We start from the raw sequence: 22,178 nt of genomic DNA, 5'->3' as shown, positions 1-22,178 counted from the left end.
TTTCAGTAGTAAGGGCGCAAAAACCAACGAAGTTTGCGTAGCGCCTGGTCAGTGGGTAGACGGACGCTCTGTTGGTGGCCGTTATCGGTGGCTGCGTTCGGGGCCGATGAGGCTGGTGATGCCGCGCATTGCTGCCGGTGAGGGTTTGAAGTAGCGGCGTAGGTTCTCGGGTTTGCGGTGGCGGGACTTGGCCATCAGCTCTACCAGGCTGGCACCGGCCTCGCCGAGATGCGTCAGGCCGGAATGCCGAAGTTCGTGCAGATCCCAACCGGTGCCGGGCCCATTCGTCGCGGTGGCGGCATCCAGCACGGCGCGGGCCTGGCCGTAGGACAGCCGTGCCAGCCCGGTGTCGGGGCAGATGTCCCGGTCGGCGGCGGCCTTGCCGGGGCCCGGTCGGCGGTGGGTGACGAACAGCGGTCCGCGGGTGCGGCCCTTGGTGAGGCGTGGCAGGAGCCGGGCGGTGCCCGCGCCCCAGTACACGAGCTCGTGCTCGTACTCGTGGTAGGTGGCACCGCGGCGGCGGGTGCGGGGCTTGGCGCCCTTGGACTTCACCGGGCAACACCGCCCGGCCAGATCGAGGTCCTCGATGTTGACCTGGAGCAGTTCCTCGGTGCGGGCGCATGTTTCGTAGAGCATCCGCCACAGCGTCTTCTCCCGGATGTCGATGTCGCGGCGGGCGATGAGCCGGTCGATCGCGGTGCGCGAGTGCACCGGGGTGTTCGAGTCCGGTGGAGTGGAGCGTTTCACCCAGGCCGGGACCGCCGGGGCGAGGTGGCCGTGCTCGCGGCACCACGCCCAGCCACGACGCGACCGCGGCGCGGCGGGCGTTCCAGGTGTTGACCGCCGCCTCATCCCACAGGATTTCGAGTGCTTCGCCGATCTCGTCGTCGGCGACATCGGCGAGCCGCCGGGTCTCGCCGAGCGTGGCGGTGGTCTTGTCGACGGCGATGCCGTAGGAGCGGCGGGTGTTCGGGGAGCCGATCGAGTCGAGGAAACTGTCGCCGGCGGCGCGGACGGTGACCCGGACGGCACGGTGGCACCTCCCTCACTGGGCTTGCCGCAGATAACGGGGCCGCGTCGCGCACCGCCGGAGCGGAGTCGGCGCAGGCCGGATGTCATGATGCTACAGATAACGGGGTGTTATCCGTGGCAAGCCCGGGTGCGGTCAGCTGTGCAGCAGGTGCCCGAAAATGGTCGTGCCGAGGTGGTGGGCGTCGGGGAGTTCGACGATGACGCAGTCGCAGCTTCGGCAGTCGTGTCCACCGCCGACAACCCGGCCGCCGATCGGCGCAGGGCAGCATGTGTCGCCACACAACCCTCCCCCTACAGGGGCATCGGACCGCACAGCATCACACCGGACGCGGCCAGTAGGCCGGTGACCAGCGGGCCTGTGGCGATGAGGGCGGTCGCCGTGGTGAGCAGTGCCCGGGTCCGGGCACGTTCGGTGGGCCTGGACGGGGCGGCCAGTCGCTGCGCACGATCGAGCACGGCGATGCTGGTGGCGCCCACGGCGCCGGCCGGCAGGGGAGCACCGCCGGAGAGTGCGATCAGCCCCGTCAGTACGGTGCGTGACCCATGGGTGCGTGCGGCGCAGTCGTCGGCACACATTTCCAGGAGCCGGGCGACCTCGGTTTCGGCGAGGGTGAACAGCGCCATCCGTGGCAGGCTGGCGGCAAGGCCTCGGAGCAGGGCAAGCAGTGGCAGGTGCCGGCCGGTCAGATGGGCGCGTTCATGCGCGAGGACCGCGTCGAGCTGGCGGCGATCGAGGGCGTCGAGTGCAGCGCTGGTCACCACGATCGCGTTCGGTCTACCCGCCACGCAGTACGCGGCCCGCTCGGGGACGTCGAGGACCACGGCATCGACCCCCGCGACGCGGCGCCCGACGAGGCGGGTCATTCGCGCGTGCCCGTGTGTGGAGCTGCGCATGCGCAGCAGACGGCGGCACAGCCGCCCCACGACCAGGGAAACCGCCAGGATCGCCAGCACCGCCAGCACCACGATCCCTGCCTGGACGGCGATCCCGGCGCGGCCGCTGACCACGTCGCGGAGTGTGGCAAAGCACGACCCGAGCAGCGCCCGGCCCGGTTGGGTTCCGGTGAGCACCAGCTCCGCGGCGACGACGGCCCCGGCGGCCACCCAGGACAGCACCACGCTGCCCAGTGCTGCCATCCACGCGGTGACCCCGAGTCGCGGGGCAACACCGTGGTGGGTCAACCGCACCAGCAGCGGCGGGGCCAGGACTGCGACGACGAAGCTGTAGAGCAGCAGGCAGGTGGCGACACTCATCCCGCGTCCTCGACGGGGCTCAGGCGCTGCAGGGCCGCGCGGAGACTGGCCGACTCCTCGTCACTCATCCGATCGACGAAATGAGCCAGTACGACGTCGGTGCGCCCGCCGCCGTCGAAGGCGTCCCGCATCAGGTTGGCGCTGTGCTCTTCGCGGGTGAGCGTGGGCCAGTACCGAAAGGCCTTGCCCGCCTTCTCCCTGGCGAGCCAGCCCTTGCGATGGAGGTTGTCCATCGTCGACATCACCGTGGTGTAGGCGATGTCACGCTGCTCGGTGAGTTCATCGAAGATCTCCCGAACCGTCGTCGCTCCCTCGCGGGCCCAGACCCGATCCATCACGACCGCTTCGAGCTCCCCGAATCCCCGCACACGCACTGCATACCTCCACTGTCGGCGTCTCAAGGGTACGTCGGTGGTGCTGCCGGCGAACACACCCACCAGGGGCTCCGCGGACTCCGGAATCCTCGTTCGGGTGCCGGGCATCGGGCGCCGCTACCGCCAGATACTATCTACGTACGGAGATCGTAGATAGCCCGGAGGGGTCCTCCGGGCGCACGAGAGCTAAGGAGTTCACGATGGACATGCTGGCGAACCTTCAGGCCTGGTGGAGCTGTCAGATGATGATGCTGGGCGGTCAGATGTGTGACATGTGCGCGAACATGAACATGTGATGGCGATCGACCATTCGAGATGAGCATGAAGCGAGTGCGGTGAGCAATCCGGCCGCGGGCGCACTGCTCACCCCCGGACTCCGGCGCGCTCTCGGTGAGCGCGCCGGAGTCGGTTCGACGTGATGTCCCTGACCCGCGGCCTGGCCCGGGTGGTGCTGGTGCTCGTCGCGCTGGCCGCCGCCGCGCTCGGGGGTGCCGGCCCGGCCGCCGCCCACCCGACGCTGCTGTTCACCGAGCCCGGTACCGACACCGCGGTATCGGAGCCGCCGCAGTCGATCACCCTGCTGTTCAACGAGGCCGTCGCCCTCGGCCCACACCCGGTCAGGGTGCTCGATGGCGCCGGTCGGGACATGCCGGTGGGCGCGGCGACCACCGGCAAGGACGGGCGTGCTGTCACCGCACCGGTCACCGGTGCGCTGACGCCCGGCACGTACACGGTGCGCTGGCAGGTGACCGGGAGCGATGGCGACCTGGTCGAGCAGGACTTTCGGTTCGCGGTCGGCACTGCACTGACCGGCGCCGGATCCGAGGCCGGTCAGACGATCGCGTGGCTGGATGCGGTGTTGCGGTGGATGCTCTTCGGCGGGTTGGCGGTGGCGCTCGGCGGACTGATCGGTGAACGATTCACCTCCTCGGCGCGGGCGGAGAATCCGGCGCTCCCGGCGCTGCGGTCCCAGGTCGCGGCCGGGGCAGCGATCGGGTTGGCCGGGGTCGCGGGCCTGGGGGTCCGGCTCGTTCTCGGCGCGGACACCGCCCTTGCCCTGTGGCAGGGCGGGGCGGGTCGAGTGTTGACGGCGGAAGCTGTGGGCCTGCTGGTGACGCTCGCCGTCGTCGCGGCCGGCCGGGGCCGTTGGGCGATCTGGCCGCTGCTGCTCGTGGTCGCCGCCGAGGGGGTGCGTTCGCATGCCGATACCGCCGAGCCCGGGTGGGGCGCTGCGCTGACCGGTGTCCATCTCGCGGCCGCCGCCCTCTGGGTCGGCGCGTTGGTGCACACGACCCGGGCGGTCATCGCCTGGCGACGCGAGCCCGCGGCGGTGCGCTGGGTGTTGCGCGGTTACCTGCGGCTGGCGGGATGGGTCTTTGCCGCCGTGGTGGTCACGGGGGCGGTGAGCATGCTGGTGCTCATTCCGCTGCCCGCGTTGGTATCGACCACCTATGGGCGGGTGCTGCTGGTCAAACTCGCCCTGGTGACCGTCGCCGCCGGCCTGGCGCTCGGCGCGCGCCGGCTGGTGCTGCGTTCGCCGGGCCGAATGGCCGCCGTCGCCACGGTGGTGCGAGCCGAGAGTGCGGTCCTGGTGATTGTCCTGGCGGCCAGCGCGGTGCTGGTGTCCTCGCCCCCGGTCAGTGGCGCGCAGCAACAACCGCCGCCTCCGGCGCCGCAGGGCCCGGTGCTTCCGCTCGGGACACTCGCCGGGCAGGTCGGGGTGAGCGTCGCCGCCAGCGACGGGCAGGCGGTGGTGCGGTTGTCCACGCCGCGGCGCGGTGACTACTACGCCCCCGAGCCGGATCAGGACTTTGCTCTCACCGGCCGGCTCGACACCGGCGACGCCGAGGGCGGGGCGTTGTCCTTCCGCGGGTGCGGGCAAGGGTGTTTCGTCGCCCCGGCGCCCTGGACCGACGGTGACAATGTGCTCAGCCTGCACGCCGAAGCGGACGGCTGGCGCGGGGGCACGATCAGCGAGCTCATCGCGTGGCCGCCGGCACCCGCGGCCGCCGATCTCACCGATGCGGTCGCCCAGCTGCGCGCCGCCGGCACCGTCACCGTGTACGAGGCGGTGACCAGTGACACCACGACCGGCACACCGGATCCGATGCGGCTCGATCTTCCGGCGGACTTCTTCCTCGCGCAGGAACCGTACGCGGACGGCACCGCCCCACTGGCGGTGCGGATCTCGCGCGGCGACGAGCCGGTACGGCTCGCCCTCGGTTACCCGGCCGCGTCGATCAATGTCCTGCTCACCCTCGACGAGCAGGGCAGGATCAGCGAGGAAACCCTCGCCGATACCAAACACCTGGTCACCCGCCGATTCCTCTATCCCGACCACGAGTGAGCCGAGTTCGCCTCAGCCGCAGCCCATCCCCGGCATCATCGCAGTCATCGCAGAGGCGGCCGGGGACCCGGTGAACGCCGCCAGCAGCCCGACCAGCGCCGCCGCCGCAGCAGCGAGCAGCGGCGCACGGCGTTGCCACACCGGGGTGGGCGGCGCCGGGGGCGGGGTCGGGAGGTCGCGGGTCACCGCCGCGAGCTCCCCGAGTGTGCGCGCGCCGTACGCCGCCGCCACCCGATCGGAGTACTCGCCGAGGGTCAACCGGCCGGTGCCGACCTCGCGTTCGAGGGCGCGGACGACTCGGCTCCGGTCCGCGTCGGACGCCCGCATCCACGGCTCAGTCATCGCCGACACCTCCCTGCGCAGCACACGGCGTCGACATCACGGCTCCCGCGGCTCGGGCCGCTCGCCGCGTTCGGCCTTGAGCGCGTCGAGTTCTTCACGCATCTGCCGGAGTTGCCGTGCGGTCGCGTCGTCGACCGGTTTGTCCGAGTCGGCCCCGTTCTTGCCCTGCCGCATCATCATCCACATCATCAGGCCCATCCCGATCGGGCAGGCCAGGATCGCGAGCCCCCAGAACAACTGCTGCATGGCTCCTCCGACCGGGCCGGGGCGGCCGTCGACCAACCCTCATCTACTATCTCCGTACATAGATAGTAGATGATGGTTCGGGTCCGCGGGGCTTCTCGTCCCGGCCGATCCACGAGAACGAGGAACCAATGATCGGCACACACGCCGCGCCGAACCCAAACCTCAGCGTTCCCGTCGCCGCGGTGGCGGGACGTGTCATCCCGTCCACCCGCGTCCTGGATCGTCAACACCGCGTCGCCGCCGTCCACCTCAAAGCCCTTCCGGCGGAGGATCTCGAGCCGGTAGTCGAGCGCATCGCAGGGGAACCATGAGCTACCTCGCACTCGGTATCGGCACCAGTTTCCGCACCGCCGCCGCGACCGGGCCGATGATCTTGGCCCTCGGTGCCAGCATGCTGGCCGGGATGGTGTCCTTCGCCTCCCCGTGCTGTGTTCCCCTCGTCCCCGGATACCTTTCCTACCTGGCAGGAGTCTCCGGCGCGGACCGGCCTGCGGCAACCGTGGCGGAGGCCGTTGACAGGCGGGCCGGCCGCTGGCGCGTCACCGGCGCCGCCGCCCTGTTCGTCGGCGGGTTCACCGTCGTGTTCGTCCTCACCACCGCATCGGTCTTCGGGGTGATCGGCGTGCTTGCGATCAACCGTGAACTGCTCCAACGACTCGGCGGCGTCGTCACCATCGCGATGGGGCTGGCGTTCGTCGGGTTGATACCCGCCCTGCAAAAGGACACCCGGCCGACACCGCGCCGCGGGTCCACCCTCGCCGGTGCCCCCCTGCTGGGTGCGGTCTTCGGGTTGGGGTGGACGCCGTGCCTGGGTCCAACCCTCGCCGGAGTTCTCTCGGTCGCCGCCGGGACCGAGGGCACCACCGCCGCCCGCGGCGTGACACTGATCGTTGCGTACTGCCTGGGCCTGGGGCTTCCGTTCATCGTGCTTGCATTCGGCTCCACACACGCACTACGCGGTGTCGGATGGTTGCGCCGCAACGCCCGCACGATCCAGGTCTTCGGCGGGATCATGTTGATCGCCGTGGGTACAGCCCTGGTCACCGGTCAGTGGGAAATCTTCGTCGGGTGGCTCCGCGCGGAGTTCGTCTCCGACTACGTGACTCCGATCTGATGATCGGTGCCCCTCGGTCTCATACCCGATCCGACGGCGGCCGCGGCCACCCTGTCCCGGCCGGCAGCAAATCCGGCCAAATCTCGTAGCCCCGCAGCAGCATCCGGGGAACCGACACTCGCAGAAAGACGCCCCCATGCTTGGCAAACGCACCCTCCTCATCACCCTGTCCACACTGAGCGTTACCACCGTCACCCTGGCGGGGTGCTCCGCGCCAGACCCGACCCCACCGCGCACCCCGTCAGTGCCCGCAGTGCAACTGACCCCCGAACTCCACCACCTGCACGGCCTCCACATCAATGCTCAGGGAACCGTCCTCGCCGGCACCCACACCGGGCTCTTCGCCATCGAATCCACGGGGAACACCGAACGGGTCGGCGACTCCGACGACGACCTGATGGGACTGACCGGCGTAGCGGGCGCCGACACCATCGTCTCCTCCGGGCATCCCGGCAAGTCCAGCTCGGCGCCCAACCCGCTGGGGCTGCGGAACAGTACCGACGGCGGACGGAACTGGACGGCACAGTCCCTCGTCGGTGAAGTGGACTTCCACGCGCTGACCACCGACGGCACACTCCTCGTCGGTTTTGACGGCACCAGCGGGCTGATCATCTCCACCGACGGTGGCACGACCTGGGCCTCCGGCGCGGCCCTTCCTGCCGCCTCTCTCGCGATCACCGACACCGGCGTGTGGGCGGTGACCGCAGACGGACTCCAACGCAGCACCGACACCGCCGCAACGTTCTCTGTCGTCCCCGACGCCCCCGCCCTGACCTTGCTTGCCGCCGGCCCCGACAACTCACTCTGGGGCGTCGACGTGGACGGGAATGCATGGCGCAGCCGAGACGGACAGACCTGGCAGAAGAATTCCTACGTCGGGGACGTCGAAGCCCTGACCGCCGCCGATTACGACACCGCCTACGCTGCAACCGCCCAGAAGCTTTACACGTTGACCTGAGCCGAAGGTGAGGTGGTGAAGTGGGGGCAGTGTTGTCGCCCAGGTGCAGCGCCATGCGGGCGAGCCGGCCCGACGACGTCGTCGTCGAAGTCCGCAACACCGGCGGCGCCCCGCTCGATGCGGCGGCGGCGTGGCTGGCCACGCAGTGCTCCAAGAAGGCGATCACCGAATTGATGCGGATCGCCTGGCGCACAGTGGGGTCCATCATCGCCCGAGTGTGGGCTGACACCGCTTCCGGTATCGGTGCGCTGGCAGGCCTGACACGGATCGGGATCGACGAAATCTCCTACAAACGTGGCCACAAGTACCTGACCGTCGTCGTCGACCACGACACCGGGCGTCTGGTGTGGGCTTACCCGGGCCGAGACCGCTCAACCGTACGTGCATTCTTCGACGCGCTCGAGAAGTCGGGTGAGGGGAGGTGCGCCCGCATCACTCATGTCACCGCGGATGGCGCCTTGTGGATCTCCGATGTGGTCCGCGACCGATGCCCGGGTGCGATCCGTTGCGCCGACCCCTTTCACGTAGTCGGCTGGGCCACAGAGGCACTCGATGCCGTACGCCGCCAGGCATGGTCCGACGCCCGCCGCGGGAACACTCGACCGCACGGCTGGATCAATGGGCGACGCTCCACCGTCTCCACTGGTCCCGCCCGGGCGTTGCTCCGTTCCCGTTACGCGCTGTGGAAGAACCCAGAAAATCTCACTGATCGCCAACGCGTGAAGCTCCGCTGGATCGCATCCATCCACCGATCCACGTCTTTATCGCGCGTACCTGCTCAAAGAAGGGCTCCGCACTGTCTTCAAGCTCCCCGTCGACCAGGCCGCCGAAGCACTCGATCGTTGGGTTCAGTGGGCACGACGAAGCCGTATCGATTCTTTCGTCAACCTCCAAAGACGCGTCGCCGGCCACCGTGCACAGATACTCGCTGCCATTGAACACGGCCTGTCCAACGGGCTCGTCGAATCCATGAACACAAAGATCCGACTCCTCACGCGCATCGCTTTCGGCTTCGCCCGACCAGATGCGCTGATCTCCTTGGCCATGCTCACCCTCGGAGGGCACCGTCCGGGACTGCCCGGACGTAGATAACCCCACACATCAGTCACAAGGGCCAGATTTATTGACACTCCGGGCCTGTCGGCATGGTAATCGGCTCATGGCCGCTCGATGGTCTCGGGCTACAGGCTGCGTGTGGAGGCCCAGCGTCCGCTACCGGGGCGGCGATCGATCCACTCGTCTATCTCGCTGGGTGAGTACATCGGTTCCCGCCCTTGGTATTTGACCGGTTTTGGTGCTTGTCCGCGTGCGACGTAGGACCGCCATGTAGACGCGGCGATCGCCTTGCCGCGCCGCTGCTCGATCACGGCGAGAACCTCCGGCAGTGAGATCAACGTTTCTTGCCCATCGGTCATGGTGGTGGCGCCCATCCTCATCTCGTACGCCACTCAGCAGCAGCGAGTTTCGATCATACTACAGCGTATCGCTGTAGATAAAAACCTTGATAGTACAGCGCAACGCTGTAGTATGGGATGTATGACCACGACGCATACCGATCCGTTCGACTTCGCCGCCCTGATCGCCACGGCAGAGGCGGATCTTGCACGCCGCGAGGGTGAGCGTGAACGCCGGGAGCTACTCGATGCCGAGGCCGAGGAACGTGAAGCTCTGGCGCAGATCGCCGAGCTGCAGCGCACCGGCCGCGAGCTTCCGGTGTGGGCATTCGAGTTTCTCGACAGGGCATGACCGTGCGGCGATCACCGGCCACCGTGCCCGTCGCAGTGGGCCGCGACTACGGCGACGGGCAGCTGTTCGAGGTGTGCGCTCTTCCAGGGTGCAGCTACCCGGTCACCGAACTCGGTCAGGCCTGCACCAGCTGCCAGAGCGCATTCGGATCGATGCTGCGCGCCACCGAAGGGACGCTGCGCAGCCGCGACGAGATCGCCACCGAGTTGCGTGAGCGCGACCTCGTCGTACTCGACCAGTACCGTCGACGCACCACCAACACCGTGGAGGTCGAGGGGGACAGCGAACCGGAACGTCGCAGAGGTCAGATGTGTTGGCTGTGCGAGCAGCGCCGCACCTGCACCGCGTTGGAGACCGGCTGGGAGTGCGACACCTGCCGCGAGGTCACCGCCTGACCGACGACCGCGACGCGCTGGCGAACGAGGCCGCCGCCGCGGTCTACTACCCGGGGGACACGAACACCGTAGGGGGACGAACACCGATGAACGCTCCATCGCGACTCGATCGCGCACTCACCCAGTACACCCGCGCCACTGCCCGCATCGGCGCTGCCGCACGCGACGGCGCGGGCGGGGATCTCGCCGCGATGTTGCGCACGCGTCGGCAGTGGGAGAGCGAGGCCCGCGCCCAGGGCGCGAGCACCGCGGACATCGAAACCGCCAGCCTGACCGGGCTTACCTGAACCGAGAGCCGAGGACGATGACCGCGCTGCACGCAGTACCCGAACCCGACCCGAACGAGCGCCGCGACGACGACACCGAGGTGGACGAATCGGGCACCTACGACCTCCACACCGATCCGGAGGCACTGCTGCTGTGCGCGCTGATGTGGAGCTACCACCCGAATGCCGACACCAGCGAGATCGTCCGCATCACCACCACGTTGACCGCCGCCGACTTCGAAGACCACACGCACGGACGGCTGTTCACCCTCATCGCCGACCTGGTCGCCGACGCGGCACCGTTCGACGTCGCGTCGGTCGCGAACGCACTGATCCGCTCCGGCGGGGCCGGACAGAAAGACGGGCCGCTGCGCAAACGTCTGCTCAACATCGGCACCCTCGGCGCGTTCGCCCAGAACGCCACCCACACCGCCGATATCGTTCTCTCTCAGTCCTATCGGCGCAGCTTCCACACCACCGGGCGTTCCATCGTCCAGGCGGCCGACGAGCTACCCGAGGAAGACCTGTTCGACCACCTGCTCGAGCACGGCCGCCGACAACGCGCGGCCTTCAACCGGCTCAACACATTTCGACAACGCTGACCACGGCCGACACCACCAGCTCAACCATCACACACGAGACGGGCACCCACATAGACTGTGTGGGTGCCCGTCTCGTTGGTCGTGGTGCGGCAGGGCTGTTCGTGATCCTCCCGTGCGGCCTAGCCGAGTCCGTGATCGGCGGTATGGCTGGAGGCGGCGTGCACGGTCGGTGGTGTCGTCCGCGGCGAGGCAGCTTCGACGGCGGGGGAGCGGCGCGCAGGCGAGAGCTGAGGCGGAGTGCTGACCAACCCGCGCGGCCGCGTCGGTACCTCGGTTGCACGCGTGGGCGCTTCACGCGTCGCCGACATCGAGGTGTCGTCCACTGCGTTCGCAGTGCTGCGGCTGCGAAGTTCGTCGAGATCCTGCGCGAGCGCGGTGATGTGCTCGGCGTCGACGACCGGGTCCAACGCGGCAATGTTCGCCCGCAGTTCCTCCACATGCGTGTAGCGGTCGGCAGCCTGCTGGTCGACCTCGGACAGCTCGGCGACGTGAGCAATCCGCAGCACCGTGTCCCCGCGCATCGGCGTGACCTCGCCGCCCAACTGCTCCGCGAGCTCGTCAGCGACCGCGCGTGCACTCTCGTAGTCGTAGACCCGACATCGGTGCGCGAGTTCGGCAACGGATCGGGCCGGGTCGAATACACCTCGACCTCGACCGCGTCGGGATGGTCCAGGTCGATCCCCGGCGGCGGTGTGCGAGTCACGGCGGCGTCGACGACCGCGGTCACCTGCGCCGGTGGCGGCAGGACGGTGCGCCGCACACCGGGTGCGTAGTTGGGGTTCGATGCCAGCTCCCCTGCCAGCTCGGCGGGGGAGCCGATGAACTCCACGTTGGTCCCGGCGGCTTGTCCGGTGTCCCCGATGATCGACACAGCGACCTCGGGTACACCGCGCGTTTCCGAGAGCGCAGCGGATTGGGTGAGAGCGAACCGAGCAGCGGCAGTGTGGGTGTGGAACGCGCCGCGGTAATGCAGGAAACCGGGATCCTGGTGTTGGTCGAGGAACCGGATCTCCACCGAGATCTGCGGACCGGTCTGATCGGATGTGGGTCGTGCTGAAGTCATGGAGATTCTCCAAAGTCATTGTGGCGCTCAGCGAGGTACCGGCCTTCGGGGCGGACGCCGAGCAACGAGGACGGAAAAGAAGTGGGATGGGTCGAGTTCACGCGGGCGGTGAGGTCAGAAGAGCTGCGAACCCACTCACGTAACCGGCGACGACCAAGGTGTTCCCGACCGGATACGGACGGGCAATACGGTTCGAGGAGATGACGAGCAACCCGGCCGCCAGCAGCAGCAGACCGGTCGTCAACAGAACCCACGCGACCTCGATTGCGCCGACGAGCGTGTTCACTGCTCGCTCGGCGGCGCGTCGGGACGGCCGGTGTCATCTGCGGCGTGGTGCGGGCCGGAAGAGCTGCTGGCGGGGTAAGCGGGCGTCGTCTCGTCCGGAGCGATGTCGCTGGGTCGTCGTGGGGCGCTCGACCGCGCCGCCTTGGTGGTGTTCTTGCGGGATGCGGTTTTCTTCTTCGCCGGTGCCGTGGGTGCGTTCAAGCCGCTGGCTTTGAGTTCAGCAGCTGTCCATCCGGCGGCGAGTGCGTCGTTGTAGGCGTCGGCATGTTCGGCGTCGGCGCGGTCGGCGAGACGGGTTGCGGCCGCGACTTTGTCGCGGGCCTCGGCGGCTGCTTGGGCCGCGTCGATGAGTGATTCGACGAACTTGGTGCGCGCGAGCGCGGCATCGCGTGCACGCGCGAGAACGGTCTCTCGATCGAGAGCGAGAACAGGAGTGACAGACATCAGAGGTGAGGGCCTTTCGGAATCGGAGAGCGCAGATTCCTCACCCGGATAAATACCGAGCGCTACGAGAGCTGACCTACGCGCCGCACAGGAATGCGGGCACGGTCGATTCGGTATGGGTGAGGTGCGCTCGAACGTGACCCTCATCGACGTTCGAACTGGGCCCGAGTCTAAACCACTACGACGACAAACGCTCCGTCTCGCTGTTCACCGCTGCGGCACACCTTGTCATGAGGTCGACGGGCGTGACGAGATGTGATTAGTCGTCGAGCCGAAGACCCCACGAGCAGAACGTCACTGGTCATACGATGGCCGTTCCGATGCACCTTCTCGAAGGGATAGTGACGATGGCGTTCGGCCGCAAAAAGGAACCCACCTCCGACGTCGAAGCCGCGATCGCGAGCTACGACATCACTTACAAGGGCGGTCTCCGCGAGCTACCCAAGGCCAAGATCGGCAAGATCAAGCTCGAGGTCTACGCCGACCGGTTCGAATTCAAGCCGACGATCGGGTCGAAGTTCTGGCAACCGCTCACAGTCCCCTATTCGACTGTCACCGAAGTTACCGTCACCGACCGCACCGTGAGCACCGCCGAAGGGCTTCTCGGCGGCCTGGACTCCCGTCAGCTCAATCAAAAGAACAACATCCACTTTGGATTCGGTGACCAACTACTGCGCTTCGAGATGCTCACTGGTGTCACCGTGATGGGCCAGGCGAAGAAGTGCCAGGAGTTCGAGGACTTGCTGCGCTCACACGGGATCTATGGCCGGTTCGCCGGTGCGGCCGTGCCCGCAGCACCGGCCGGATCGAATTCGATCAGCGACGAACTGACCAAGCTTGCGAGTCTGCGCGATGCAGGCGTTCTGAACGACGACGAGTTCGCGGCTGCGAAAGCGCGACTGCTGAGCTGAGGCGCAGTCGATGAGCCAGGTGAGGGACGCCGCGCCTCCCTCACCTGGACCACCGATGCGCCGGGCACATTCGAGCGCGACGACCATAGCTCGCGGTGATCGCGTCGCCGTCTGACACGATCACCGCATGGCTGTCACCCTCCCGCCGCCGCTGACCGCAGACACAGACGACGCGGCGGTTGCCTTGCTCGAGCAGTACTACGGCCACACCTACCTCGGCGCCGATTGCTACACCGGTGCGTTCTTCGACAGCTGGGCACCACAGAACTACATCGCGGACAGCAACCGATTCACCGCGGACGATCTGGTCGCGATCACGTTCTTGTCCGTCGCCGTCAAAGTGGGAGCCGCACGCCAACTCCTCGTCACCCGCGCCGCACGATTCACCGAATTGCTCGATGCTGTCGGCCCGGACCGCGACCTCGTCGACGAAGCAGAGCAACTCACACCCGACGCGCCGATCCTGCTGTTAGAGGACGAACTACGCGCGGTGACCGATGTCGGTCGCACCATTGCAACGAAGTTGATGGCCCGCAAGCGTCCGCGCCTGGTTCCGATCTACGACGTCGTCGTCGGACGAGTGCTGAACACCGTCGCAGTTCACCGAGATCCCATCCGAGAAGCACTGCGCGCCGACGACGGTGCGCTGCACACGCGACTGCTCACGATCCGTTCGAAGGCTGGTCTGCCCGATCACATCAGTGCGCTGCGTGTCTTGGACGTCATCTGCTGGATGTACGGCACAGCACACTAACGGCGGCACCGAAGACTCAGTAGTAGTCGTAGCGGTACGGATCGCGGTAGTAGTCGCGGCGGAGTGGGCGCCGGTCCGCAACACCGCTCGCGCCGCCGAGCAGAAACAGCGGAGCCATGAAGAACAGCACCGCAGCGATCGCCAGAAAGATAGCGATGAACGATGCCGATACGACCCAGATCGCGACGATGACCGCGATCCCGCCGACGATGCGCAGAATGTTCGCAACGACACCCTTCCAACCGGGATCGTTGTCGACGATGTAGTGCACCAAGCAGATCACACCGCACACAGCGAGAATGGAAAGCGGAACGAGCGGGCCGGCGGTGTCGGACAACAAAGACAGATCCACGGGTCCAACTCCTTTCTCATCTTCCGACGGGTGTCGGTTCTGTTGTTCCTACATCAGGGGTCCGACACAGTCGCTGTGCGCGGGCGGTGTCAGAACAGTGTCGGTGCGGCGTCCCCGGCGATGGAGTGGCCGGCGAGAGCGGCGTGCAACAGCTCCGGGTCGTAACCGTGTTTGAGTGCGTCGCGAATCGCGACGGCACGTCCGTAGCGTCCGCGTGGATCACCACCGGCCGGGGTCGGTCCGATGTGACGTCCCATCGCAACGGCGTGCGCAAGGTTCGCTGATTGCGTTCCGAGTTTGAGGTGCCCGTCCTCGACACGCACGCACAGGGTTTCGTCGCAGTCGTGCTCGCCGACGATCCCGTCACCGAGGTCTCCGTGCGCGAGCAACAACGCGAACCGGTGCGCCGACAGAGTGCGTGGGGTGTCGCCGTCGGTGAAGGTGAATCGGCCGTAGCCGTCCGGAAAGGACACAGCTGAGCGCCACCACCAATGTGTCGGAGTTTTGACGACTTTCTTCCAGAACCGCGCCACTGTTTTCTCGGCCAAGGGTTGTTGCAACGGCCGCCACAACCGGCGGTTGGGAACGAGCGGTGCGATGTCGGTGTCGTCGCCGAACAACGCAAGCTGGACCGGCGGGGCAGGGGTGAGCGCGGGCTCGTCGTAGTCGTCGAACAACGACAGCTCGGTCATCTCACTTCCCGCCATGGGGCACCCTTGTCAGTGCTACGTCGTAGCCGCGTCGGACACGGCGCGAGCACCGGTGTCGGCGGGGGAGGGGCCGGACTGATCGGCGACAGCCGGGTCGTCTGCGGCCGTCTCGGCATCGGCATTGTCGGCGTCGTCGTCGGCTGTGCTCGGCGCAGACGCCGAGGTGTCGAGCAGTGCAACGAGCTTACGTGCCTGCCCGGTTCCGAGTCCGAGGATTTCGGCGGCTTTCGCGAGCGTGCCCTCCCGTCGACGGATCGCGTCGATCGCGTTCGCCATCACCAGCTGCGCCGCGTCGATCTGTTCGACGGCAGCGAAGTATTCGGTCATCGACGCGATGTTCGCGTCGTCGCGCGCCTTGCGGTCGGCGACCAGCTTTTGGTGCGCTGCCCGCGCCCGAGCACGCGCGCTCTGTCGTGCCTGCGTCGATGCCATGGCGCTCACCTTAACCCGAACCACCCCACAACCGCCGATTCCTGACACAACCTCCCCCCGTTTCACGAATCCGACCACCGAAACCGCCCGACCCCCAGACCCAATCCAGACCCTCCCTAGTCAGTTACCAATCCCGAGCCCAGAACCCACACACCTCATGCACTATGGATGCGTTCTGCGTTACCGCTGGTAGAGTCCACGCTGTGATGGGTCTGCACAAGCTGACCGCTGGGGACGGGTACGAGTACCTGACTCGGCAGGTGGCGGCTGCGGATTCGACCGAGCGTGGGGCCTCGTCGCTGGCCGATTACTACTCGGAGAAAGGGGAGTCTCCGGGCCGTTGGGCCGGGTCTGGTCTGGCGGAGCTGGGGTCGGTCGCGCAGGGTCAGCAGGTGTCCGAGGCACAGATGAAGGCGCTGTTCGGTGAAGGTTTGCACCCGAACGCCGACGTCATGTTCGAGTTGGCGATCGCTCAGGGCGCATCGGCGAAGGATGCGGAGAAGGCCGGCAAGTTGGGCCGGGCGTTCAAGATCGATTCCGGTGCAACGGCGTATCGGGTCGCGTGCGCGGAAGCGTTCGTCGCCCACAATCTTTCGCGCGGGGAGAAGTGGAACGCCGCGATCGAGCCGGAGGAGCGTGCGCGGATCCGCACGGTCGTCGGTACGCAGATGTTCACCAAGGAATACGACCGGCCACCGCTGGATGAGCGTGAACTCTCGGGCTGGGTGGCGAAGATCGGACGGCAGAAAACCACCGCCGTTGCAGGTTTCGACTTGACGTTCACACCCGTGAAAAGTGTGTCGGCGTTGTGGGCTGTTGCACCGCGGGAGATGTCGCAGCAGATCGAGGCCGCGCACGAAGCCGCGATCGCCGCCGCCATCGACTACTTGGAGAAGCACGCGTGCTTCACGCGCGTCGGGACCGGTGGTGTCGCGCAGGTCGACGGCAACGGTTTGATCGCCGCACAGTTCACCCACCGCGACTCCCGTGCGGGCGATCCGAACCTGCACACCCACGTCGCGATATCGAACAAGGTCGCCACCACCGGGCCGGACGGAACGACCAAGTGGCTCGCGCTCGATGGGGCTGCGTTGTACCGCAACAACGTTCCCGCCTCCGAGGTCTACAACACCGTGTTGGAAGCGCAACTGCGTGACCGCATCGGGGTGCGGTTCAGCGAGCGCCCGTCCGAGGATCGGTCGAAGCGGCCGGTGCGAGAGATCGACGGAATGGACGACCGACTCGCGCAGCGCTGGTCCTCGCGCAGTGCCGCGATCAAGGCACGCACCGCCGAACTCGCCCGCACCTTCCAAGCCGATCACGGCCGCGAACCGACCGCGATCGAAGCGATCTCACTCGCGCAACAAGCAACGCTGGAAACCCGTGCCGCCAAACACGAACCGGTCTCCCACGCCGACCAACGAGCAGGGTGGCGTAGCGAAGCGATCGAGATCCTCGGCTCCCATAAAGAGCTGTCGAGACTGGTTGCCTCGATCACCGGACACCCACCGGCGGTACGCACCACCGAGTTAGATATGGCGTGGGCTGCGAGCACCGCCGATCATGTTCTCGACATCGTCTCGCGGAAGCGATCACGGTTTCAGCGGCACAACATTCGTGCTGAAGCGTTGCGGCAAGTGCGCGCAGCGAACCCCGATACCGCGCGGATTGACGAGCTCGTCGAGATCGTCACCGACATCGCCTGCGGAACGGGAATGTCGATCGACCTCTCCGGCGCCGCGCACATCGATCCGGCCGCGGAGATCGCACCGACAGCGATGCGTCGACGCGACGGACTGGACGTGCACACCCGCCACGAATCAGCACTCTTCACCACCGAATCGGTGCTCGACGCAGAAGCGCGGATCGTCGCCCTCGCACAGCGCACCGACGGTGTCGCGGTCGATGAGAAGCACGTCGAGATGGCGCTGCTCGAATCGTCGGCGAACGGCCGCGACCTCAACGCCGGACAACGATCCTTGGTGCGGGCGATGGCGACCTCCGGTGCGAAACTGCAACTCGCACTCGCCCCCGCCGGCACCGGCAAGACGACCGCGATGAAAGCGCTGACCGTCTCGTGGCAGAACGCGGGCGGCCGCGTCGTCGGATTCGCACCGACCGCTGCCGCCGCCGCAGTTCTGCGTCAAGACATCTTGACGACGACGGATACGTTGGCGAAATTCGTCGACATCACCCGACACCTCCGCGACGGCGCACCGGTCAATGTGCCCGAGTGGTATTCGGCGATCGGGGAGCACACGCTCGTCATCGTCGACGAAGCCGGAATGACCGGCACCCTCGACCTCGACGAAGCCGTCTCGGCGCTCGCCGCACGCGGTGCGACGGTGCGGTTGATCGGCGACGATCAACAGCTCGCCTCCGTCGCCTCCGGCGGAGTCCTGCGCGATATCCACGACCGCGTCGGCGCACTCACGCTGTCGCAGGTGGTGCGTTTCCGCGACCCAGCAGAAGGCGCAGCATCACTGGCACTGCGCGACGGCGACGATTCCGCGCTCGGCTTCTACCTCGACCACGGCCGCGTCCACGTCGGGTCCATCGCCACCGCCACCGACGACGCCTACACAGCGTGGGCAGCCGACTACGCGGGCGGCAAGGACGCGATCATGCTCGCCCCCACCCGCGAGCTCGTCGCAGAACTCAACACCCGCGCCCGCACCGACCGACTCGCCGCCGCCACCGACGAACCTGTCGGCCCCCAAGCGGTCCTTGCAGACGGGCTGCAGGCCAGTGTCGGGGACACCGTGCGGACGCGCTCGAACGACCGCCGCAACGCACTGTCGAAGACCGACTGGGTCCGCAACGGCGACCGCTGGATCGTCGAAAAAGTCGGCCGCGATGGATCACTGCTGGTGCGGCATCTCGAACTCGGTCGCACCGTCACCCTCGACCCGGACTACGTCCAGTCGGCGACCGAACTCGGCTACGCCGGCACAGTGCACTCGGCGCAGGGCTCGACCGCCGACACCTGCCACGTCGTCGCCACCGGTGAGGAAACCCGCCAGCTCGCCTACGTCGCCCTCACCCGCGGCCGACAAGCGAACCACCTCTACCTCGCCACCGCATCCGAGGGCGACCTGCACACCGCGATGACCGAACGCGGACTACTCCCACCCACGGCGGTGGATGATCTGCGGGGCGTCCTGCGCCGCGACGGCGCGCAAGTGTCCGCACACTCCACCCTCACCGCTGCCGACGATCCACACCGCAACCTCGCACCAGCTGCACGTGCCTACGACTACTCCGTCGCCACCGGCTCCGAGATCCTCGTCGGTGCGGAGGTGATGGCCGCGATCGACATCGCCGCCGAAGAAGAAGCACCCGGCCTGACCGACGAACCAGCATGGCCGACCCTGCGCGGACACCTGGCCATCATCGGTGCGCACGGCCGCGACCCCGTCGCCGCGTTGCGCGCCGCCGTCGCCCAGCGCGAACTCGAATCGGCGGTCGACAAAGCTGCCGTCTTGGATTGGCGTCTGGACCCGACCACGGGGCATTCGGCCGGGACCGGACCGTTGCCGTGGTTGCCCGCCATCCCGACCCGGTTGGCCGAGCTACCGGAGTGGGGCGACTACCTCACCGCCCGCGCCGACCTCACCACCGCACACTGCGACGCGATCCGCGCCGACACAGCATCGTGGACACCGACCACCGCACCGGTGTGGGCGCGCCCGTTCCTCACCGCAGACCCCGACCGCGACCCCGACGTCGATCTGGACCTGCTGGCGGATCTCGCGATCTTCCGGGCTGCGCATGACGTCGATCCGATCGACCGCCGACCCACCGGACCGGAACAGCTCGCCGCCGCCTCGGTCAAAGCCCAACGCCGACTCGACACCCGCGCCGCGGCCGTTATCGGATCCGGCAACGATGCCGTGGCGCGGTGGCGTCCGTTCGTCGACGAACTCGACATCCACATCGCCCGCGACCCGTACTTCCCGATCCTCGCCGACCGATTCGCCGCCGCTGCGCGCGCAGGCGTCGACGTCCACACCCTCGTCCGCGAGTCCTTTATCGCCGCACCGTTGCCCGACGAGCTACCCGCCGCCGCACTGTGGTGGCGACTGTCGCGGGAACTGTCCGTCGCCGCGCACGAGAGCAGTACCGGTGACGCCACCGAACTCGCCCCGACGTGGACGGGCGAGTTGATCGAGATCCTCGGCTACGGACCCGCCGTACGCGTGATGTCCGACCCCGCCTGGCCCTCGTTGGTGGCCACCGTCGACGCCGCCGACCCGAACGCGTGGACACCAGGGCAGCTGCTCGGAACGGCGTACGAGTTCCTGCACGGCGGCATCGACCCGGTCGACCACGGCGTCACACTCCCCGCCCACGAACTCGCCACCGCCCTGGCATGGCGGGCGGAAATGCTGGTCCGCGAGAACCACGCCGCCCGCACCTACATCGGCCCCGACACCGAACCGATCACGGCCGAGGACGAAGAAGCACTCGCACCCGTCGACGAGACAATCGGGGACACCACCGGCGACGTACTACCGCCCGAATTCGCCGACCCCGACAACCTCCCGCCCGCCGTCAACACACGCGCCGATACCGGGCCGGTCGACGCAATGTCACCGTCGATCCTCGACGCCTCCGACGCCGACTACCAGGCATCGCTCGACCAATTGGATGCACCGGTCGAGTACGACGATGCACCGCCGCCACCGGAATTCGACGACACCTACGCACCCGACGACGCGTCGGCGCCGAGCAGCCTCCCGGGTTACGACGACGTCGACCCGGACGCCGGTCTCGATGTGCTCGACCGGCTCGCCGACATCATCGCTGTCGCCCCTGTCGCCCCTGTCGTCGAACTGCCGTACCCGACGGTCAGCAGCGAAGAACGCGTACGACTACTACGGATCGACCTCACCCGCGCCCAAGCAGCGGCCCGCGACATGCTCGAATCGATCGACAACGGCACCAGCCCGGCGCTCACGTTCGCCGACCCGATCATCCTCGACCTCCGCGCACGCGCCGACCGGCAAAAACCCGCCCGGATCGCCAAGCTCGACGCCGAACAGGACTGGATCGACGCCACCCTCGAAGCCGAAGCGCTATGGCACCACATCGACACCGTCCTGCGTCCCGCCGTCGACACAGCCTCCGACACCGTCGACGACGGCCTGCCCGAAGATGCTCGGCCGCCGTCCGAGCGCCAACTTGCGCAACGTGAACTCGACTACGAAATCTGGCGCGCCGGATTCGTCGACGACACCGCCGCCGCAGCACGGATCCGCGCGCAGGAGGCCGCCGCCGAATACGCGGCCGTCACCGCATCCGACGGCGGCGAAGTCACCGACATCGACGTCATCACCGCACGCGCCACCGCCACCGACATCGACCTCGGCACACTGGCAGAGCTCCGCGCCGACGCCGACAAGATCGAAAGCGCGCTCTGGCGGGCCGAACACTCCGCCCGCCGCGCCGCGATGAACCCTTCCGTCGCAGAACGGGAGCAGGGCGTCGACGTCCCAGCCGGGACCGACGACGCAACAGTCGAACCGCGCGACCTGACGGCTACAACCACAGCAGTCGACGTACCGGCCCGGGCCGACGTGGTGCAGACCGACGTACCAGCCCCGGACAAGGCCGTGGAACCAGTACCGGAGCTCCAACCCGAGAACACACTGTCCGACGCCGACGCAGCCCTGCTGGCGACGATGCAGCAGAACCCGATCCGACTCGTACCGGACGCAGAACTCAACGCACTCGTCGACCGAGCAGGACGAGGGCGGACCGAACCCACTGTCGTCGCCGATACGGAGAAGCTGTACGCCCGACTCGACGAACAAGCATCTGCAATCGCCGCCGCCCAGGAGCTCGAAGCAGAGCTGGCCCGTATCACTGCAGACTACGAGACGGCACGCAGTGAACACACCACCCTCGCGGCCCACATTCCCAGCGCGAAGCGGCGTGAACGCAAGACCCTCGAACCCGCCGTGACGGAGGCTCGACTCCGCGAAGAACGCCTCGCCCGCCAGGTCCGCGACACCCAGCGTGCTGCGCGCGACGCAGCCGGACGTGTCGGCGCCGACCCCAGCGAGTGGCCGGCGATCTCGGCGCGCGCCACAGACCCGGACCGCCGCGCAGCCGACCGCGCAGCGGCCGAAACGTTCGATACTGCGATCACCGAACGCGGCCGACGTCTACGAGCGATCACGATGGCCGCGGGGCGTTACGCCGACGAGATGCGACTTCGTGACAGTGCCGGAGCGGCACAGAGTATGAACCCGCCGAGGATCGAGGGAGTCACCGATCGAGCATCGACCGGTCGAACCGCTGCGGCCAGCGGTGCTGGCGAGCGTCCTCGCGGTCTGGTGGCGCCGACGACGAGCGCGAAGACCGGATCGGGTCGGTCATGGCGTGAGGGTGTGGAAATGCCCGGTGAGCAGACGACTCGGAAACCAGAGCAGGAGGTAGATCGCGGGCTGTAGGCAAGACACATCGAAAGCCAGAACTCCGGAAAAGTTGTCGGTTGAATGAACGATATGGAGCGCAAGAGATCGTTGCTAAATTTCGCTTCATGC

Annotated in this window: 23 protein-coding genes and 2 pseudogenes; 13 read left to right on the top strand and 12 right to left on the bottom strand. The window is 67.6% G+C overall.

Annotated elements, in window-relative coordinates; translation table 11 throughout:
• Window positions 1-81: 81 nt before the first annotated feature.
• The 3 genes from HQ354_RS25640 to HQ354_RS17575 all read right to left on the bottom strand — a co-directional run bounded on the left by HQ354_RS25640 (window position 82) and on the right by HQ354_RS17575 (window position 2,660).
• On the bottom strand, window positions 82-747 hold the full coding sequence (locus HQ354_RS25640) for a site-specific integrase (protein ID WP_308115222.1): 666 nt from the start codon (window positions 745-747) through the stop codon (window positions 82-84).
• Between the two features lie 576 nt (window positions 748-1,323).
• The gene (locus HQ354_RS17580) at window positions 1,324-2,286 is read right to left on the bottom strand and encodes a M56 family metallopeptidase (RefSeq protein ID WP_222635250.1); all 963 of its coding nucleotides are present in this window, start codon (window positions 2,284-2,286) and stop codon (window positions 1,324-1,326) included.
• On the bottom strand, window positions 2,283-2,660 hold the full coding sequence (locus tag HQ354_RS17575; RefSeq protein ID WP_222635251.1) for a BlaI/MecI/CopY family transcriptional regulator: 378 nt from the start codon (window positions 2,658-2,660) through the stop codon (window positions 2,283-2,285). The genes HQ354_RS17580 and HQ354_RS17575 overlap by 4 nt, the downstream gene beginning before the upstream one ends.
• Window positions 2,661-3,078: 418 nt before the next feature.
• Between HQ354_RS17575 and HQ354_RS17570 the strand changes: the two genes are divergently transcribed.
• Entirely contained in the window at window positions 3,079-5,007 is a 1,929-nt protein-coding gene (locus HQ354_RS17570) for a copper resistance protein CopC (RefSeq protein ID WP_222635323.1), read from the top strand.
• A gap of 12 nt (window positions 5,008-5,019) precedes the next feature.
• Here the strand turns inward: HQ354_RS17570 and HQ354_RS17565 are convergent, their stop codons facing one another.
• Both HQ354_RS17565 and HQ354_RS17560 read right to left on the bottom strand, forming a co-directional pair.
• Complete coding sequence (locus HQ354_RS17565) at window positions 5,020-5,349, bottom strand: DUF1707 domain-containing protein (protein WP_222635252.1); 330 nt, start codon at window positions 5,347-5,349, stop codon at window positions 5,020-5,022.
• 36 nt (window positions 5,350-5,385) lie between these two features.
• Window positions 5,386-5,595, bottom strand: a complete 210-nt coding sequence (locus tag HQ354_RS17560; RefSeq protein ID WP_222635253.1) for a hypothetical protein — start codon at window positions 5,593-5,595, stop codon at window positions 5,386-5,388.
• 194 nt (window positions 5,596-5,789) lie between these two features.
• Between HQ354_RS17560 and HQ354_RS17555 the strand changes: the two are divergent.
• The 4 genes and pseudogenes from HQ354_RS17555 to HQ354_RS17540 form a co-directional block, all read left to right on the top strand.
• Window positions 5,790-5,906 (top strand): annotated as a pseudogene (locus HQ354_RS17555) (TlpA family protein disulfide reductase); the annotation flags it as partial.
• Complete coding sequence (locus tag HQ354_RS17550) at window positions 5,903-6,709, top strand: cytochrome c biogenesis CcdA family protein (RefSeq protein WP_222635254.1); 807 nt, start codon at window positions 5,903-5,905, stop codon at window positions 6,707-6,709. The pseudogene HQ354_RS17555 and the gene HQ354_RS17550, both read left to right, overlap by 4 nt.
• A 136-nt stretch (window positions 6,710-6,845) precedes the next feature.
• Entirely contained in the window at window positions 6,846-7,667 is an 822-nt protein-coding gene (locus tag HQ354_RS17545; protein ID WP_222635255.1) for a F510_1955 family glycosylhydrolase, read from the top strand.
• Between the two features lie 116 nt (window positions 7,668-7,783).
• Window positions 7,784-8,759 (top strand): annotated as a pseudogene (locus HQ354_RS17540) (ISL3 family transposase); the annotation flags it as partial.
• A gap of 89 nt (window positions 8,760-8,848) precedes the next feature.
• Here the strand turns inward: HQ354_RS17540 and HQ354_RS17535 are convergent.
• Window positions 8,849-9,082: an AlpA family transcriptional regulator gene (locus tag HQ354_RS17535; protein ID WP_222635256.1), complete on the bottom strand. Its 234-nt coding sequence runs from the start codon at window positions 9,080-9,082 to the stop codon at window positions 8,849-8,851.
• A 121-nt stretch (window positions 9,083-9,203) separates the two neighbouring features.
• Here HQ354_RS17535 and HQ354_RS17530 point away from each other — a divergent pair, with 121 nt between their 5' ends.
• From HQ354_RS17530 to HQ354_RS17515, 4 genes are read left to right on the top strand one after another with little or no spacing between them, the layout of a single operon-like run.
• Entirely contained in the window at window positions 9,204-9,413 is a 210-nt protein-coding gene (locus HQ354_RS17530; protein ID WP_222635257.1) for a hypothetical protein, read from the top strand.
• Window positions 9,410-9,808 (top strand): hypothetical protein, encoded by a 399-nt coding sequence (locus HQ354_RS17525; protein WP_222635258.1) that lies wholly within the window; start codon window positions 9,410-9,412, stop codon window positions 9,806-9,808. The genes HQ354_RS17530 and HQ354_RS17525 overlap by 4 nt, the downstream gene beginning before the upstream one ends.
• On the top strand, window positions 9,778-10,095 hold the full coding sequence (locus HQ354_RS17520; RefSeq protein ID WP_222636258.1) for a hypothetical protein: 318 nt from the start codon (window positions 9,778-9,780) through the stop codon (window positions 10,093-10,095). The genes HQ354_RS17525 and HQ354_RS17520 overlap by 31 nt, the downstream gene beginning before the upstream one ends.
• A gap of 17 nt (window positions 10,096-10,112) precedes the next feature.
• Window positions 10,113-10,676: a DnaB-like helicase N-terminal domain-containing protein gene (locus HQ354_RS17515; RefSeq protein WP_222635260.1), complete on the top strand. Its 564-nt coding sequence runs from the start codon at window positions 10,113-10,115 to the stop codon at window positions 10,674-10,676.
• A gap of 119 nt (window positions 10,677-10,795) precedes the next feature.
• Here HQ354_RS17515 and HQ354_RS17510 read toward each other — a convergent pair whose 3' ends face one another.
• A complete protein-coding gene (locus tag HQ354_RS17510; protein ID WP_222635261.1) occupies window positions 10,796-11,197 on the bottom strand; it encodes a hypothetical protein in 402 nt (133 codons plus the stop codon).
• Between HQ354_RS17510 and HQ354_RS17505 the strand changes: the two genes are divergently transcribed.
• The gene (locus tag HQ354_RS17505; RefSeq protein WP_222635262.1) at window positions 11,165-11,449 is read left to right on the top strand and encodes a hypothetical protein; all 285 of its coding nucleotides are present in this window, start codon (window positions 11,165-11,167) and stop codon (window positions 11,447-11,449) included. The genes HQ354_RS17510 and HQ354_RS17505 overlap by 33 nt on opposite strands.
• Window positions 11,450-11,836: 387 nt before the next feature.
• Here HQ354_RS17505 and HQ354_RS17500 read toward each other — a convergent pair whose 3' ends face one another.
• Window positions 11,837-12,025, bottom strand: coding sequence for a hypothetical protein (locus HQ354_RS17500; protein WP_222635263.1), 189 nt, complete (start codon window positions 12,023-12,025; stop codon window positions 11,837-11,839).
• Complete coding sequence (locus tag HQ354_RS17495) at window positions 12,022-12,468, bottom strand: hypothetical protein (RefSeq protein ID WP_222635264.1); 447 nt, start codon at window positions 12,466-12,468, stop codon at window positions 12,022-12,024. Before HQ354_RS17495 ends, HQ354_RS17500 begins: the two co-directional genes overlap by 4 nt.
• A gap of 320 nt (window positions 12,469-12,788) precedes the next feature.
• Between HQ354_RS17495 and HQ354_RS17490 the strand changes: the two genes are divergently transcribed.
• Both HQ354_RS17490 and HQ354_RS17485 read left to right on the top strand, forming a co-directional pair.
• Complete coding sequence (locus tag HQ354_RS17490; protein ID WP_222635265.1) at window positions 12,789-13,379, top strand: SHOCT domain-containing protein; 591 nt, start codon at window positions 12,789-12,791, stop codon at window positions 13,377-13,379.
• A gap of 127 nt (window positions 13,380-13,506) precedes the next feature.
• Window positions 13,507-14,133: a DUF6308 family protein gene (locus HQ354_RS17485; protein WP_222635266.1), complete on the top strand. Its 627-nt coding sequence runs from the start codon at window positions 13,507-13,509 to the stop codon at window positions 14,131-14,133.
• 16 nt (window positions 14,134-14,149) lie between these two features.
• On the opposite strand, the gene HQ354_RS17480 is transcribed toward HQ354_RS17485, so the two are convergent.
• The 3 genes from HQ354_RS17480 to HQ354_RS17470 form a co-directional block, all read right to left on the bottom strand.
• Complete coding sequence (locus HQ354_RS17480; RefSeq protein ID WP_222635267.1) at window positions 14,150-14,485, bottom strand: hypothetical protein; 336 nt, start codon at window positions 14,483-14,485, stop codon at window positions 14,150-14,152.
• A gap of 89 nt (window positions 14,486-14,574) precedes the next feature.
• Window positions 14,575-15,192: a hypothetical protein gene (locus HQ354_RS17475; protein ID WP_222635268.1), complete on the bottom strand. Its 618-nt coding sequence runs from the start codon at window positions 15,190-15,192 to the stop codon at window positions 14,575-14,577.
• Between the two features lie 18 nt (window positions 15,193-15,210).
• Window positions 15,211-15,627 (bottom strand): hypothetical protein, encoded by a 417-nt coding sequence (locus HQ354_RS17470; protein WP_222635269.1) that lies wholly within the window; start codon window positions 15,625-15,627, stop codon window positions 15,211-15,213.
• Window positions 15,628-15,833: 206 nt separating this feature from the next.
• Here HQ354_RS17470 and mobF point away from each other — a divergent pair, with 206 nt between their 5' ends.
• On the top strand, window positions 15,834-22,085 hold the full coding sequence (mobF, locus tag HQ354_RS17465) for a MobF family relaxase (RefSeq protein WP_261768883.1): 6,252 nt from the start codon (window positions 15,834-15,836) through the stop codon (window positions 22,083-22,085).
• The last annotated feature ends 93 nt before the right edge of the window (window positions 22,086-22,178 follow it).

Origin of the sequence: Rhodococcus sp. BP-261, from assembly GCF_019835205.1 — a bacterium.
GTDB classification, from domain to species: domain Bacteria; phylum Actinomycetota; class Actinomycetes; order Mycobacteriales; family Mycobacteriaceae; genus Rhodococcoides; species Rhodococcoides kyotonensis_B.
Note: the sequence above shows the minus strand (reverse complement) of the source record. Positions and strands in the feature narration are given on the sequence as shown.

Coding starts and splice junctions, on each gene's coding strand:
- HQ354_RS17495 (WP_222635264.1), bottom strand. CDS start 12,468: ATGTCTGTCACTCCTGTTCTCGCTCTCGATCGAGAGACCGTTCTCGCG.
- HQ354_RS17515 (WP_222635260.1), top strand. CDS start 10,113: ATGACCGCGCTGCACGCAGTACCCGAACCCGACCCGAACGAGCGCCGC.
- HQ354_RS17580 (WP_222635250.1), bottom strand. CDS start 2,286: ATGAGTGTCGCCACCTGCCTGCTGCTCTACAGCTTCGTCGTCGCAGTC.
- HQ354_RS17530 (WP_222635257.1), top strand. CDS start 9,204: ATGACCACGACGCATACCGATCCGTTCGACTTCGCCGCCCTGATCGCC.
- HQ354_RS17565 (WP_222635252.1), bottom strand. CDS start 5,349: ATGACTGAGCCGTGGATGCGGGCGTCCGACGCGGACCGGAGCCGAGTC.
- HQ354_RS17525 (WP_222635258.1), top strand. CDS start 9,410: ATGACCGTGCGGCGATCACCGGCCACCGTGCCCGTCGCAGTGGGCCGC.
- HQ354_RS17550 (WP_222635254.1), top strand. CDS start 5,903: ATGAGCTACCTCGCACTCGGTATCGGCACCAGTTTCCGCACCGCCGCC.
- HQ354_RS17570 (WP_222635323.1), top strand. CDS start 3,079: ATGTCCCTGACCCGCGGCCTGGCCCGGGTGGTGCTGGTGCTCGTCGCG.
- HQ354_RS17475 (WP_222635268.1), bottom strand. CDS start 15,192: ATGGCGGGAAGTGAGATGACCGAGCTGTCGTTGTTCGACGACTACGAC.
- HQ354_RS17490 (WP_222635265.1), top strand. CDS start 12,789: ATGCACCTTCTCGAAGGGATAGTGACGATGGCGTTCGGCCGCAAAAAG.
- HQ354_RS17535 (WP_222635256.1), bottom strand. CDS start 9,082: ATGACCGATGGGCAAGAAACGTTGATCTCACTGCCGGAGGTTCTCGCC.
- mobF (WP_261768883.1), top strand. CDS start 15,834: ATGGGTCTGCACAAGCTGACCGCTGGGGACGGGTACGAGTACCTGACT.
- HQ354_RS17485 (WP_222635266.1), top strand. CDS start 13,507: ATGGCTGTCACCCTCCCGCCGCCGCTGACCGCAGACACAGACGACGCG.
- HQ354_RS17510 (WP_222635261.1), bottom strand. CDS start 11,197: ATGCGCGGGGACACGGTGCTGCGGATTGCTCACGTCGCCGAGCTGTCC.
- HQ354_RS17470 (WP_222635269.1), bottom strand. CDS start 15,627: ATGGCATCGACGCAGGCACGACAGAGCGCGCGTGCTCGGGCGCGGGCA.
- HQ354_RS17545 (WP_222635255.1), top strand. CDS start 6,846: ATGCTTGGCAAACGCACCCTCCTCATCACCCTGTCCACACTGAGCGTT.
- HQ354_RS17560 (WP_222635253.1), bottom strand. CDS start 5,595: ATGCAGCAGTTGTTCTGGGGGCTCGCGATCCTGGCCTGCCCGATCGGG.